The following is a 13094-nucleotide window of genomic DNA, read 5'->3' as shown; positions in this document are numbered from 1 at the left end:
GAGGTCAGGGTCACGAACGGGTCGGGGTCACGAATGTTCGACGAGGGTGTCGGCGAGTACGGGAGCGTCGTCGCGCTCCACGGCCGTGACCGACACCTGGACGCGGCCGTCACCGGTCCACATCCGGATACGCAGGGTCTCGCCGGGGAAGACGATCCCGGCGAAGCGGGTGCGGTACGAGCGGACGCGGGCGACGTCCCCGCCGAGCATCGTGTCCACCACCGTCTTGAGGGTCATGCCGTACGTGCAGAGTCCGTGCAGGATCGGCCGGTCGAAGCCGGCGAGCGCGGCGAACTCCGGGTCGGCGTGGAGCGGGTTCCAGTCACCGGAGAGCCGGTAGAGCAGCGCCTGGTCCTCCCGTACGGGCCGCTCGACGGTCTTGTCGGGTTCGCGGTCCGGGAGTTCGAGCCGCTCGGAGGGTCCGCGGTCGCCGCCCCAGCCGCCCTCTCCCCGGACGAAAATCTGCGCGTCGCTGGTCCACAGCGGGCCGTCGTCGTCGGCGACCTCGGAGCGCAGCACGAGAACCGCCGCCTTGCCCTTGTCGTGGACGGCGGCGACGCGGGAGGTGGTGACCGCCTTGCCCCTGACGGGGACGGGCCGGTGGAGGGTGATCGACTGGCCGCCGTGCAGGACGGCGGCGAGGTCGACGTCGATGCCGGGCGCGGAGAGCCCGCCGACGACTCCCATGCCGGCGCCGGCGACGGTCGCGAAGCTGGGCAGGACGTGGAGCCGGGACTCCAGGGTGTAGCGGAGCTCGTTCGGGTCGGTCGCCGGGGTGCCGGCGCCGACGCCCAGGTGGTAGAGCTGGATGTCCTTGTGGTCCCAGCCGATCTCGGCGCTGCGGGGCTCGGCGGCGACGGCCTTGGCGGCATCAATGGGCATGAGGATGCTGCTCCTTGGAGATCCGTGAGGATCGTGACGTGTGGAAGACCTCGGTGCGACCGTCCGCACCGTCGGCCGCACCGAGGCCGTGCGGGACCGTCCCGTACGCGCCCTTCCTTCCGTTCTAGAACGCGTTCTAGGTCGGTGATCCTCATGTATAGCCGAGCGGGGGTGAGTTGAGAACCCCTCGGGCAGGCCTCAGCTGACGACACGTCAGTTGAGGGCGACTGGGCCGGAGCCAGGACATTTGTCACTGCCAGCTCCGTACATCCACGCCTGCCGGGCCCCCGGGCCCGATCCGTAACTTCGACGGCATGAGGAAAGAGCCCGCGGTGGTCTTCGAGGCCACGACGAAGACATACGGAAGCGTCCGCGCCGTGGACGGCGTCGACCTGACCGTCGGCCGTGGCGAGACGGTGGCCCTGCTCGGCAGGAACGGCGCCGGAAAGTCCACGGCGATCGGTCTGATACTGGGCCTCGCCGAGCCCGGCGACGGCCGGGTCTCGCTCTTCGGCGCGGCCCCCGCCCGTGCGGTCGAGGCGGGCCGGGTCGGCGCGATGCTCCAGGAGGGCCGCCCGGTCCCCCGGGTGACCGTCCGCGAGCTGGTCTCCTTCGTCGCGCGCACCTACCCGGCCCCGCTGCCTGTCGCCGAGGCCCTCGCGCTCGCGGGGCTGACGGAGCTGGCCGGCCGCCGTGTCGACCGGCTCTCCGGTGGCCAGGCGCAGCGCGTGCGGTTCGCCGTCGCACTGGTGGGAAACCCCGAGCTGATCGTGCTCGACGAGCCGACGGTCGCCCTCGACGTCGAGGCCCGCGAGGCGTTCTGGGACGCGATGCGCGATTACGCCCGCCGGGGCAACACGGTCCTCTTCTCCACGCACTATCTGGAGGAGGCCGACGCCCACGCGGACCGGATCGTCGTCCTCGACCGGGGTCGCGTCCTGGCGGACGGCACCGGGGAGGAGATCAGGCGCGCGGGCGGCGGCAGCCTCGTCTCCTTCGACCTCGCGGGCGGACCGAGCGAGGGCCTCGCCCACCTCCCGGGCGTGAGCTCCGTGGAGATACGGGGAGACCGCGCCCGGCTGCGCACGGACGACTCCGACGCGACGGTGCTGGCACTGGCCGCCCTGGACGCGATCCGCGGCCTGGAGGTCGCCCCGGTGTCGATGAACGACGCCTTTCTGACCCTGACCCGGCACACCTCGGAGGCCGCCTCGTGATCACCGCGTACGTACGACTGGAAGTCCGCCGGAGCCTGCGCGACATCGGATTCGCGATCGGCGGCATCGGTGTCCCGGTGATGATGTACCTCCTGTTCACCAACCTCGGCACGGACGAGGCCGGGTGGAAGACGACGTCGATGGTCGGCATGGCGGCGTACGGAGCGGTCAACGCGGCGCTGTCCGTCGGGACGGGGGTCGCCGAGGACAGATCCGTCGGCTGGCTGCGGCAGTTGCGGATCACGCCGATGACACCGCGCCAGGTGGTCGTCGGGCGCGCGCTCACCGGGTCGGTGATCGTCCTGCCCGCGATCGCCGCCGTGCTCCTCGCCGGCGCTCTCGTCAACGGCGTCCGGATGGCGGCCTGGCAGTGGGTCGCGGTGGCTCTGGCCCTCTGGCTCGGTTCGCTCCCGTTCACCCTGCTCGGCCTGGGGAACGGCTACGGCCTCACCGCCCAGACCACCGGAGTCGTCAACGTGGCCTGCAATCTGGGTCTCGCGGTCGTCGGTGGCCTCTGGTTTCCCGTGGAGCTCTTCCCGGACTGGCTGCGTGTGATCTCCTCGTACACGCCGACGAACCGCATCGCGGAGCTCGGCCGGGCACTGACGGAGGGCACCGCACCGGGCCTCGCGGCGATCACCGTGATCGGCCTGTGGGCCCTGCTGTTCGGGCTGTACGCGACGGCTTCGTACCGTCGCTCGGGGAGGACGGCGTGAGGAGGGGCACCATGCGCGGGAGGGCTGCGCGGCGGGGCGGCAGGGAGTGGGCGCCGGAGGGGATGACACCGCCCAACGGGTTCTCGATGCTGCCCTGGCTGCTCATGGGCATGGGAGCGGTCTCCCACTTCCTCCAGGGCAAGACGGCCAACCCGTGGATAACGGGCCTGGGCCTGCTCGCCTTCAACGCGCTCTACACGGCGGTCGTCTTCCGCGCCTTCCACCGCCGCACGCGGGAGGCGCCCCTCACCTGGTGGCTGCTGGCCGCGATGGCCGCCATCACGCTCGGCCTGAGCATCGCCTACGGCGGGCCGTACCTGCTCTACTTCCCGCTGCTCGGTCTGGCCGCCGGTTCGATCACCCGCGGCCGGCTGCTGCCCCGGGTGGTGTTCCCGCTCTGTGTCACCGCGGCCGTGGTCGCGGGGATACGGGACGGCTGGGGCGCGATCAACGTGGCGTACGGGACGTTCATCTCGGCGATGGTGACGGCGGCGATCTTCGCGCTCTCCGAGACCGTCCGGGAGCTGCGCCGGACCCGGCAGGAGCTGGCGCGGGCGGCGGTGGAGCAGGAGCGGCTGCGGTTCTCCCGGGACCTCCACGATCTGCTCGGGCACACGCTGTCCGTGATCGTCGTGAAGTCGGAGGCGGCGCGGCGGCTCGCTCCGTGCGACGTCGATGCCGCGCTCGCCCAGGTGGCCGACATCGAGTCCGTCGGGCGCCAGGCGCTCGCCGAGATCCGTGAGGCCGTCACGGGGTACCGCGAGGGCAGTCTCGCCACCGAGCTGGACCGGGCCCGGGACGCCCTGTCGTCGGCGGGGATCGAGCCGGTGGTCCGCCAGTCGGGCCCACCGCTGGAGCCCCCGACGGAGGCGCTGCTGAGCTGGGTCGTACGGGAGTCGGCGACGAACGCTGTACGGCACAGCGGCGCGACGCGCTGCGAGATCGAGATCGGCGGCACCCTGGAGCGGGTCCGCCTGACGGTCACCGACAACGGCCGGGGAAGTGCGCAGGGCCCTCCGGGCAGCGGGCTGAAGGGCCTGCGCGAGCGCGTGGCGTCCGCAGGCGGCACCCTCGTCTCGGGACCCGCCCCACGCGGAGGGTTCCGGGTCACCGCGGAACTTCCCGTGGAGGCCCACGCAGCGCAGAGTCGGGAGCCCACAGGATGATCAGAGTTCTCCTCGCCGAGGACCAGGGCATGATGCGGGGCGCGCTGGCGCTGCTGCTGGGGATGGAGCCGGACATCGAGGTCGTCGCCCAGGTGGGGCGGGGGGACGAGATCGTGGACGCGGCGTTGGGCAGTCGGCCCGAGGTGGCGCTGCTGGACATCGAGCTGCCGGGGCGTTCGGGGCTCGACGCCGCCGCCGATCTGCGGGAGGAGGTGCCCGACTGCCGGGTGCTGATCCTGACCACCTTCGGCCGGCCCGGGTACCTCCGGCGGGCGATGGAGGCCGGGGCGGCCGGGTTCCTGGTGAAGGACGGGCCGGTGGAGGAGCTGGCCTCGGCGATCCGGCAGGTCCTGCGGGGCGAGACGGTCATCGACCCGGCCCTCGCGGCGGCGGCCCTCGGCGCGGGCCCGAACCCGCTGTCCGCGCGGGAACGGGACGCCCTGGGAGCGGCCGTGGACGGGGCGACGATCGCCGACATCGCGTCGAGACTCCATCTGTCCGAGTCGACCGTGCGCAACTACCTCTCGTCCGCCATCGGCAAGACGGGTACGCGCAACCGGATGGAGGCGGTCCGGGAGGCCCGGCAGCAGGGCTGGCTCTGAGCCCTGGCCGTTCAGTCCTCGCCGTTCAGCCCTCGCCGTTCAGTCCTCGCCGTTCAGTCCTCGCCGTTCAGGCTTCGCGGGTCGGCCTCGGGAGCCAGAGGAGCATCAGGAGCGCCGCCGCGAGCAGGACGCCCGTCGCCGTGCGGAAGGCCAAGGCGTAGCCCTCCGTCAGGGCCTCGGGGCTCGTACCGCCGGCCGTGCGGGCGGCGGCCACGGTGGAGAGGACGGCGAGACCAAGCGCGCCGCCCATCGTGCGGGAGGTGTTGACGAGGCCGGAGACGAGACCGGCGTCGGCGGGTGCGGCGCTCGACGTGGCGAGGGTGGCGAGCGGGGTGGTGAGAAGCCCGATGCCCCCCATCATCAGGATGCCGGGGCCCAGCATGACGGTGAGGAAGGTGCCGTCGGCGGTCATCGTCGACTGCCAGCCGAAGCCGGTCGCGGCGACGAGGGCGCCGATGACCGCGAGGTTGCGGGCGCCGGTCGTCGGCATCAGACGGGGAGCCAGCTTGGAGCCCACGATGACGCTGACCGAGCTGGGGACCAGGGCCAGGCCCGCCTGGAGCGGGGTGTAGCCGAGGACGTTCTGGGCGTACACGGTCATGAAGAACCACATGCCGAAGGAGGTGGAGCCGGCGACCAGGATCGACACGTTGGCGGCGGAGACGGCCCGCGAGCGGAACAGCTTCAGCGGCATCAGCGGGGCCGCCGTCCGGGCCTCGACGACCACGAAGACCGCGAGGAGGGCCAGGCCGCCGAGCAGCGGGGCCAGGGTGGCCGGGGCGCCCCAGCCCACCTCCTCCGTCTGCACGATGCCGTACGCGACGGCGGCAAGGCCGCCGGTGACGAGGACGGCGCCCGGCAGGTCGAGGCGCCGGCCGCCGCGGGTGCTGCTCTCGGTCAGCCAGAGCGCGGCGCCGACCAGGACGAGGGCGCCGACGGGGACGTTGATCAGGAGCACCCAGCGCCAGGAGAGGAGGTCCACGAGCACGCCGCCGACGAAGCCGCCCGCCGCACCGCCCGCGGCGCCGACGGCCGTCCAGGTGCCGATGGCCCGGGTCCGCGCGGGCCCGGCGGGGACGGCGGCGGTCACGATGGTGAGCGTCGCGGGCGCGAGCACCGCCGCACCGAGGCCCTGCACGGCGCGGGCGGTGACGAGCTGCCAGCCCTCCTGCGCGAGACCGCCCGCCACCGAGGCCGCGGTGAACAGCCCGAGCCCGAGCAGGAACATCCGCTTCCGGCCGAACAGGTCGGCCGCCCTGCCGCCGAGCAGCATGAACCCGGCGAACGCGATGGAGTACGCACTGAGGACCCACTGCAGTCCGGTCGCCGAGAGCCCCAGGTCGGCCCGCATCGACGGCAGGGCGACGTTCACCACCGAGACGTCGAGGACCACCAGGAACTGCCCCGCGCACGCGGCGACCACCATGAGCCAGGTGCGCGGGGAGGAGCGTATGGAGGTGGACTCGGTGGCGGCAGACGCGGCGGACTCGGTATGGACCATGCGTGTGATGGTCGCAGACGCCCTGCGCCCCGTACATGGGCAATGAGTCCTACGACCTCCGGAGCATCGTCACGACCGCCGCCCCGCCGAGACCGATGTTGTGCGCGAGGCCGACGCGGGCCCCCGCGACCTGGCGGGCCCCGGCCTCGCCCCGTAGCTGCCAGACCAGTTCGGCGGCCTGGGCGAGACCGGTGGCGCCCAGTGGATGCCCCTTCGAGATCAGCCCGCCGGACGGGTTCACGACCCATCGCCCGCCGTAGGTCGTCGCGCCGGACTCGACGAGCTTCCCGGAGGCGCCGTCCTCGCACATGCCGAGGGCCTCGTAGGTCAGCAGCTCGTTGATGGAGAAGCAGTCGTGCAGTTCCACCACGTCCACGTCCTCGATGCCGAGGCCGGACCTCTCGTAGACCTGCCGGGCCGCCGCGCGGGACATCGGCCGGCCGACGGCGTCGATGCAGGACCCGGAGGCGAAGGAGTCCTCGGTGTCCGTGGTCATCGCCTGCGCCGCGATCTCGACGGCCTTGTCGTGCAGCCCGTGCTCGACCACGAACCGCTCCGACACCACGACCGCCGCCGCCGACCCGTCGGAGGTGGGCGAGCACTGGAGCTTGGTCAGCGGCCGGTGGATGGTCTTGGCGGCGAGGATCTCGTCGACCGAGTACACGTCCTGGAACTGGGCGTTGGGGTTGTTCGCCGAGTGCTGGTGGTTCTTGGCACCGACGGCGGCGAGCTGCACCTCCGTCGTCCCGTACCGCTCCATGTGCTCACGGGCGGCGTTGCCGAAAATCTGCGCGGTAGGCGGCGACATCTCGAAGCCGTGCGCGGCGGCCATGATCCCGTAGTGCCGGGCGACGGGAGACGTCTTGAAGTCTCCGCCGTCCGATCCACCCCCCAGGGCCCCCCGCGCCATCTTCTCGAACCCGAGGGCGAGCACGCAGTCGCTGATCCCACCCTCCACGAACTGCCGGGCCATCATCAGCGCGGTCGACGCGGTCGCGCAGTTGTTGTTGACGTTGTAGACGGGCACGCCGGTCAGGCCGAGTTCGTACGCGGCGCGCTGCCCGGCCGTGGAGGCCTGGAAGCAGTAGCCGACGGGCACCTGCTCCACCTGCGTGTACGAGACCCCGGCGTCGGCGAGCGCCGCCGTCCCCGCTTCCTTCGCCATGTCCCAGTACTGCCAGTCGCGCGTCTCGGGCTTCTCGAACTTCGTCATCCCGACACCGACGATGTACGCCTTCCCCATCTCCGCTTCCCCCTCAGTCTCTCGGCAGGCCGAGCAGGCGCTCGGCGACGACATTGAGCTGGACCTGCGTGGTGCCGCCCGCGATGGTGAGGCAGCGGGACATCAGCAGCCCGTGGACCGCCCGCTCCCCGGCCCCTTCGCGCACGGCGCCCTCGGGGCCGAGCAGTTCGAGCGTGAGCTCGGCGAGTTTCTGCTGATGCACGGTCTGGACGAGCTTGCGTACGGAGGCACCGGCGCCCGGCTCCAGGCCGGAGACCTGGAGCATCGTGGTCCGCAGCCCGATGCAGGCGAGCGCGTGCGCCTCGGCGGCCAGGGCTCCGATCCGTACCCGTACGGAGCTGTCGGCGCCGGCCGCCCGCTCGATCAGCGCTTCGAGCCCGGAGTCGAAGGCGACCTGGTCGGCCATGTGGACGCGTTCGTTGCCGAGGGTGTTGCGGGCGACCCGCCAGCCGCCGTTCACCTCGCCGACGACGGCGTCGGCCGGCAGCAACACCCCGTCGAAGAACACCTCGTTGAAGAGCGACTCGCCGGTGATCTCCTTCAGCGGCCGGATGTCGATCCCCGGGCCCCCGTGAGTGTCGACAGCCTTCATGTCGACGAGGAAGTACGTGAGCCCCTTGTGCTTCGGAGCATCCGGATCCGTCCGGGCGAGCAGGATGCCGTGGTCGGCCCACTGGGCGGCGCTCGTCCACACCTTCTGCCCGGTGATCCGCCAGCCGCCGTCCTCCGTCCGTTCGGCCTTCGTACGCAGGGAGGCGAGGTCGGACCCGGCACCGGGCTCGGAAAAGAGCTGACACCACAACAGATCGCCACGCAGCGTGGGACCGAGATACCGCTCCTGCTGCTCCGCCGTCCCGTAGGCGAGAAGGGACGGAACGACCCAGGTGGCGATCCCGAGCCCGCTGAGCGTGACGTCCGCGGCTTCCAGCTCCCGCTGTACGGCCAGCTGCTGCAGCGGCCCGGCGCCGAGGCCGTACGGAGCGGGCAGGTGCGGGGCGGTGTAGCCGGTGGCGGCGAGGGTGCGGCGGGCGGCGCCCGGGTCGAGCCCGATGGCGGGCGCGATGGCCTCGCGCGCCTCGGCCCGGAACGCGTCGGCCTCCGGCGGCAGTTCGAGCCGCAGCTCGCGCCGGACACCGTCGGCGGCGAGCCGGACGGCCCGGTCCCGGTGGGTGTCGCCGGCGCCGAGGAGCTGGCGGGCGACGAGGGCGCGGCGCAGCGCGAGATGGGCGTCGTGCTCCCAGGTGAAGCCGATGCCGCCGAGGATCTGGATGCAGTCCTTGGCGCAGCCGTAGGCGGCGTCGAGGGCGGTGGCGGCGGCGAGGGCGGCAGTGAGAGGTCGGGCGGGTACCTCGGTGGACCGGGCGGCGTCCCAGGTGAGGGCGCGGGCCTGTTCGACCCGTACGAGCATGTCGGCGCAGAGGTGCTTGACCCCCTGGAACCGCCCGATGGGCCGCCCGAACTGCTCGCGCGTCTTCGCGTACTCGGCGGCCGTCTCCAGCGCCCGGGCGGCGGTCCCGCAGGCGTCGGCGGCGTACAGCACGGCGGCGAGATCCGTGACGAGGCCGGGTTCGAGGTCCAGCATCCGCCCGCCGGGCACATGGACGCGGTCGGCGGTGACCTCGGCGGTGGGCCGGGTCGGATCGGCGCTCTCGTGCGGGCGTACGGCGAGGGTGTCGGCGTCCACGGCGAGCCAGACGGTCCTGTGGAGGGCGCGGGCGGGAAGGATCAGCAGGTCCGCCTGCGCGGCGCCGAGCACGGGCGGGAGGGCGCCGTCGAGCACGACGCCGTCGACGGTGAGGGAAGGCTCGGCGGTCAAGCTGCCAGGCCCGAGGGCAACGGCCGCGATCCGGCCCCCGCCGGCGATCTCCGCGACGAGCGACTCGGCCCCGGCGCGACGCAACACCTCCCCGGCGAGCACGGAGGGCAGATACGGCCCCGGCAACAGCGCCCGCGCGGCCTCTTCGAGCACGACGGCCAGATCGACGAGGTCACCGCCCCCGTACTCCTCCCCCAGATGCACCCCGAGCAGCCCCTGCTCGGCAAGCCCGTCCCAGTACGCGGGCCGCCCCACCCCACTCCCGGCAGGCGCGTCGAGCAACTTCCGCACATCCTCGACCGGCACGACCCGCGCGAACCACCCCCGCGCGGCCCGGGCCAACTCCCGCTGCTCTTGCGTGATTCCGATGCCCATGGCGCGCAGACTAGAACACGTTCCATTCCGAAGGAAGGTCAGAAACCCGGCGGGTTCGTCCGGACGCGCACCCAGAGCGAGGGTGCTGTGCACCGAGGCCTCCGACACGCTCACCCCGTGGCTGGCGGCCTGGAAGGCGCTCGACGACAGGGCGGCCGAGCGGCGCGGCTTCGCGCCCTGGGTGTTCCCGAGGATCTGCTCCACCGGATACGGCTCATCGGCCTGACGGGTCCCGCCCGATGGGAGGACCCGTACTGGCCGAACCACCGCTACTGAGCGAGGAGGCGGCGGAGCCAGCGGGTGCGGGTGGCGCGGGCGTCCTTGCTGACGGCGGCGTGCGGGGCGATGCCGTCGAAGCCGTGGTACGCGCCGGGCCAGACATGGAGTTCGGCCCGGCCGCCGGCCCGCCAGATCGCCTGGGCGTACGCGACGTCCTCGTCCCGGAACATCTCGGCCGACCCGACCTCGATGAAGGCCGGCGGAAGTCCGGACAGATCGGTAGCGCGGGCGGGCGCCGCGTACGGCGGCAGTTCACTCGAACCGTAGAGATCACCCAGCAGCGCCTGCCAGACGGTCGTGTGCGAGGTGAGGTCCCAGAGACCGACGCCCGACATCTGGTGACTGGACAGGGTCTCCATCCGGTCATCGAGCATCGGACACAGCAGGAGTTGACCCAGCGCCGAGGGCCCACCCCGATCGCGGGCCAGCAGAGCGAGGGCCGCCGCGAGCCCTCCACCCGCGCTCTTCCCGCCGATGACGATCCGCCCCGGATCGACATCCAGCTCCGCCGCATGCTCGACCGCCCAGACGAGCCCGGCGTAACAGTCCTCCAGCGGCCCCGGATACCGCGTCTCCGGAGCGAGCCGGTACTCGACCGAGAGGACGGCCATCCCCAGCGGCTCGACCCATTCACGCAGGATGCGCGGCAGTACGGACCAGGCGTTGCCCATGATCATGGCTCCGCCGTGCATGTAGTAGAGCAGCGGCAGCGGACCGGCGACTCCAGCCGGCCGCGCACTCACGAGGACGACCTCGGGTCCACCCGGCGGCCCCGGCACCCGCACCTCGGTCACCTCGAACCGCCCGTCCGCCCGCAGCTCCTCCACCGTCGGCCGGGGCCGGGACGCAGCATCCCGCGCACGCCGGGCCGCGAGGTTCTCAGGGGTGATGGACGTCAGCGCACCCAACGTGTCCAGTACGACGGCCAGTTCGGGATCGAAAGGGGGCGGCGTCGGCGACTCCTCAGTACCCATACGCCGTAGCCAATCACACCCCCGGCCGGCACCCAGCGGCAAGACGGTGTGGTTCGAGTGCGACGCGTAGGGCACGATGGGCGCTCGCACCTGCCGTACCCGCCAGTAGGAGGACCCATGCCCGCCCCCGAGATCCGCGCCGCCTTCGAGGCCGCCAAGGGCTTCATGCCGCTCGACGAGGGGCTCGCGCTGCACGCCGCCGCCACGGAGGCCGGCAAGCTGGGGCTGCCGCTCCTGGAGGTCGGCACGTACTGCGGGCGCTCCACCATCCTGCTCGCGGACGCGGCCCGCGCGGCCGGGACGGTCGCGGTGACCGTCGACCACCACCGGGGCAGCGAGGAGCAACAGCCGGGGTGGGAGTACCACGACCCGACCGTCGTGGACCCCGAGGTCGGCCTCATGGACACCCTGCCCACCTTCCGCCGGACGCTGCGCACCGCGGGCCTGGAGGAGCACGTGATCGCCGTCGTCGGCCGCTCCCCGCAGGTCGCCAAGGTCTGGGCGGGCGAGCTCGGCCTCGTCTTCATCGACGGCGGTCACACCGACGAGCACGCCGGCAACGACTACGAGGGCTGGGCGCCCAAGGTCGCCGCCGGCGGCCTGCTCGTCATCCACGACGTCTTCCCGAACCCGGAGGACGGCGGCCAGGCCCCGTACCGCATCTACCTCCGGGCCCTGGAGTCGGACGACTTCGAGGAGGTCTCCGTCACGGACTCCCTCCGCGTCCTGCGCCGCCTCCCTCAGAGGCCGAAGCCGTAACCCCTCGTCACGTACAGACAGTTCGTGTACGAGTAGCCCGGCTCGATCTTCGCCGTGCTCGACTTGTCCGCCGCCGACAGCGAGCTCGTCGTCCCCGACCGCTTCTGGAGGAAGTGGTAGTCGCCGGCGGGCAGCTCCAGCGTCGCCTTCGGGTACTTCGACGACGGCCCGGAGCACACCTTGAGCTTCGGCGCGCCAAGCCGGAGGCTGGGCTGGTACGCCGTACAGCTCCCGCACGCCTTCAGCGTGACGCGGCCGGTCACCGGCCCGGTGTAGAGCAGCTCGACCTCACCGGGGCCGTCGTTCGACACGACCATCACCATCCGGGGGCCGCCGGGCGCGGTCGCGGACGGCAGCCGCTTGCCCGCGGCCGGCGTCTCGTCGGCTATCTCGGCGGCGATCGCGATGGACCTGGCGTGGCCGGCCTGCGGGCTGTCCGGGTGCTCCTTCGCGTACTCCGTCATCGTCTGGACGGCCTTGCTGTACTCCTTGTCCTGGTACTGCTCCACCCCGCAGGCGAAGTCGCCCTTCTGTATCTCCTTGTCGGCGTCGCGCGAGACGGCGGCGAAGGTGGCCTTCGGCAGCAGGTCGACGGTCGTCCGGAAGCGCTCCAGTTCGAGGGCGGCGGCGCAGGCGTCGGTGCTGCCGGCGGCTATCGCGGCGGACCTGGACCGCAGGCCCTCGCGGACCGTGGGCTCGACCTTCTTCGCGTACGAGGAGTCGGGGAACGTCGACAGCAGCGCGTTCAGGTGGTCACCTGCCGCCGCCTCGGTGCCCGCACCGGCCAGCGCGCCGACCCCGCACTCGTACCAGGAGTGGGCCAGCGGCTCGTCCGCCTTCCCCGTCAGCCCGTCGAGGAGGGCGCGGTCCACCGTCTCGGGCAGGGCACGCAGATGCTGGAGCCCCGGCACGGCCTCGCAGAACTTCTTCCCTGCGTACGGCGCGGACACCGACGCGTAGTAGTCCGTCAGCCGGTCGGGGACGAGGCGTCCCGCGCGCGAGCCGGCGTGCTTCGTGCCGAGCTCCTGGTAGACGGCGAGCGCCTTACGGTACGAGGCCTCGGCCCCGGCGAAGCTCTGCCCCTCCACCGACGTCACCTGCTCGTCCGCCCCGGCGAGCCGCGCCAGCAGCGACTGCTCCATCGCCTCGTCCCGCGCCGCGCCGTAGGCGACCGAGCCGCCGACCGGCACCGCGAGCAGGACGAGCCCGAGAACCAGCGGCAGCGCGAGCCGCCGCGCGCCTGCCCCGGCCGAGGCGCCGCCCCCGCCACCCAGCGCGAGCGGGGCGCGCAGACCGCGCCGGGCGCCGTCGACCTCCGCGACCAGCAGGAACACCCCGTATCCGACCAGAACGCCGCTCGACACCCCGTCCACGTCGGCGGGCAGCGCGACGAGCAGCAGGACGGCCGTCGCGAGCCAGCAGACGGCGGCCAGGACCCACTGCTTGAGCAGGACGTAGCCCAGGCCCAGACAGGACAGGTTCAGTAACCCGGCGAGGACGGCCTGCGCCGGGTTCGAAGGTGGTGGCTCAGGCGTGGGCGTGGACATGACCGGCGGCTGCTCGG

General features: G+C 72.6%; 12 protein-coding genes. 6 read left to right on the top strand and 6 right to left on the bottom strand.

Annotation, left to right across the window (positions count from 1 at the left end; translation table 11 throughout):
• Window positions 1-27: 27 nt before the first annotated feature.
• Window positions 28-882, bottom strand: coding sequence for a MaoC/PaaZ C-terminal domain-containing protein (locus tag Q5762_RS33285; protein ID WP_315896025.1), 855 nt, complete (start codon window positions 880-882; stop codon window positions 28-30).
• A 314-nt stretch (window positions 883-1196) separates the two neighbouring features.
• On the opposite strand from Q5762_RS33285, the gene Q5762_RS33280 reads away from it, so the two are divergent.
• Genes Q5762_RS33280 through Q5762_RS33265 form a run of 4 tightly spaced genes read left to right on the top strand, consistent with a single transcriptional unit; the run spans window position 1197 to window position 4583 of the window.
• On the top strand, window positions 1197-2099 hold the full coding sequence (locus tag Q5762_RS33280) for an ABC transporter ATP-binding protein (protein WP_315896024.1): 903 nt from the start codon (window positions 1197-1199) through the stop codon (window positions 2097-2099).
• On the top strand, window positions 2099-2815 hold the full coding sequence (locus Q5762_RS33275; RefSeq protein WP_315896040.1) for an ABC transporter permease: 717 nt from the start codon (window positions 2099-2101) through the stop codon (window positions 2813-2815). The genes Q5762_RS33280 and Q5762_RS33275 overlap by 1 nt, the downstream gene beginning before the upstream one ends.
• Before the next feature lie 11 nt (window positions 2816-2826).
• The gene (locus Q5762_RS33270; protein ID WP_315896023.1) at window positions 2827-3981 is read left to right on the top strand and encodes a sensor histidine kinase; all 1155 of its coding nucleotides are present in this window, start codon (window positions 2827-2829) and stop codon (window positions 3979-3981) included.
• Entirely contained in the window at window positions 3978-4583 is a 606-nt protein-coding gene (locus Q5762_RS33265; RefSeq protein WP_315896022.1) for a response regulator transcription factor, read from the top strand. Before Q5762_RS33270 ends, Q5762_RS33265 begins: the two co-directional genes overlap by 4 nt.
• 67 nt (window positions 4584-4650) lie before the next feature.
• Here Q5762_RS33265 and Q5762_RS33260 read toward each other — a convergent pair whose 3' ends face one another.
• The 3 genes from Q5762_RS33260 to Q5762_RS33250 are packed head-to-tail and all read right to left on the bottom strand — an operon-like array spanning window position 4651 to window position 9518.
• A complete protein-coding gene (locus Q5762_RS33260) occupies window positions 4651-6084 on the bottom strand; it encodes an MFS transporter (RefSeq protein WP_315896021.1) in 1434 nt (477 codons plus the stop codon).
• A gap of 49 nt (window positions 6085-6133) precedes the next feature.
• Window positions 6134-7327 (bottom strand): lipid-transfer protein, encoded by a 1194-nt coding sequence (locus Q5762_RS33255; protein ID WP_315896020.1) that lies wholly within the window; start codon window positions 7325-7327, stop codon window positions 6134-6136.
• Window positions 7328-7340: 13 nt separating this feature from the next.
• Entirely contained in the window at window positions 7341-9518 is a 2178-nt protein-coding gene (locus Q5762_RS33250; RefSeq protein ID WP_315896019.1) for an acyl-CoA dehydrogenase, read from the bottom strand.
• A gap of 82 nt (window positions 9519-9600) precedes the next feature.
• Between Q5762_RS33250 and Q5762_RS33245 the strand changes: the two genes are divergently transcribed.
• Window positions 9601-9744: a hypothetical protein gene (locus tag Q5762_RS33245; RefSeq protein WP_315896018.1), complete on the top strand. Its 144-nt coding sequence runs from the start codon at window positions 9601-9603 to the stop codon at window positions 9742-9744.
• Window positions 9745-9787: 43 nt separating this feature from the next.
• Here Q5762_RS33245 and Q5762_RS33240 read toward each other — a convergent pair whose 3' ends face one another.
• On the bottom strand, window positions 9788-10771 hold the full coding sequence (locus Q5762_RS33240) for an alpha/beta hydrolase (RefSeq protein ID WP_315896017.1): 984 nt from the start codon (window positions 10769-10771) through the stop codon (window positions 9788-9790).
• A gap of 117 nt (window positions 10772-10888) precedes the next feature.
• Between Q5762_RS33240 and Q5762_RS33235 the strand changes: the two genes are divergently transcribed.
• A complete protein-coding gene (locus Q5762_RS33235) occupies window positions 10889-11530 on the top strand; it encodes a class I SAM-dependent methyltransferase (RefSeq protein ID WP_315896016.1) in 642 nt (213 codons plus the stop codon).
• Here the strand turns inward: Q5762_RS33235 and Q5762_RS33230 are convergent.
• On the bottom strand, window positions 11512-13077 hold the full coding sequence (locus tag Q5762_RS33230) for a hypothetical protein (protein ID WP_315896015.1): 1566 nt from the start codon (window positions 13075-13077) through the stop codon (window positions 11512-11514). The genes Q5762_RS33235 and Q5762_RS33230 overlap by 19 nt on opposite strands.
• Between the last annotated feature and the right edge of the window lie 17 nt (window positions 13078-13094).

Origin of the sequence: Streptomyces sp. P9(2023), assembly GCF_032436795.1 — a bacterium.
Classification (GTDB): domain Bacteria; phylum Actinomycetota; class Actinomycetes; order Streptomycetales; family Streptomycetaceae; genus Streptomyces.
This window is presented reverse-complemented; position numbering and strand designations above follow the sequence as displayed.

Bases quoted from the DNA above. Each gene is read 5' to 3' on its own strand.
- Q5762_RS33265 (WP_315896022.1), top strand. From the start codon at position 3,978: ATGATCAGAGTTCTCCTCGCCGAGGACCAGGGCATGATGCGGGGCGCG.
- Q5762_RS33255 (WP_315896020.1), bottom strand. From the start codon at position 7,327: ATGGGGAAGGCGTACATCGTCGGTGTCGGGATGACGAAGTTCGAGAAG.
- Q5762_RS33240 (WP_315896017.1), bottom strand. From the start codon at position 10,771: ATGGGTACTGAGGAGTCGCCGACGCCGCCCCCTTTCGATCCCGAACTG.
- Q5762_RS33270 (WP_315896023.1), top strand. From the start codon at position 2,827: ATGCGCGGGAGGGCTGCGCGGCGGGGCGGCAGGGAGTGGGCGCCGGAG.
- Q5762_RS33250 (WP_315896019.1), bottom strand. From the start codon at position 9,518: ATGGGCATCGGAATCACGCAAGAGCAGCGGGAGTTGGCCCGGGCCGCG.
- Q5762_RS33235 (WP_315896016.1), top strand. From the start codon at position 10,889: ATGCCCGCCCCCGAGATCCGCGCCGCCTTCGAGGCCGCCAAGGGCTTC.
- Q5762_RS33280 (WP_315896024.1), top strand. From the start codon at position 1,197: ATGAGGAAAGAGCCCGCGGTGGTCTTCGAGGCCACGACGAAGACATAC.
- Q5762_RS33260 (WP_315896021.1), bottom strand. From the start codon at position 6,084: ATGGTCCATACCGAGTCCGCCGCGTCTGCCGCCACCGAGTCCACCTCC.
- Q5762_RS33285 (WP_315896025.1), bottom strand. From the start codon at position 882: ATGCCCATTGATGCCGCCAAGGCCGTCGCCGCCGAGCCCCGCAGCGCC.
- Q5762_RS33230 (WP_315896015.1), bottom strand. From the start codon at position 13,077: ATGTCCACGCCCACGCCTGAGCCACCACCTTCGAACCCGGCGCAGGCC.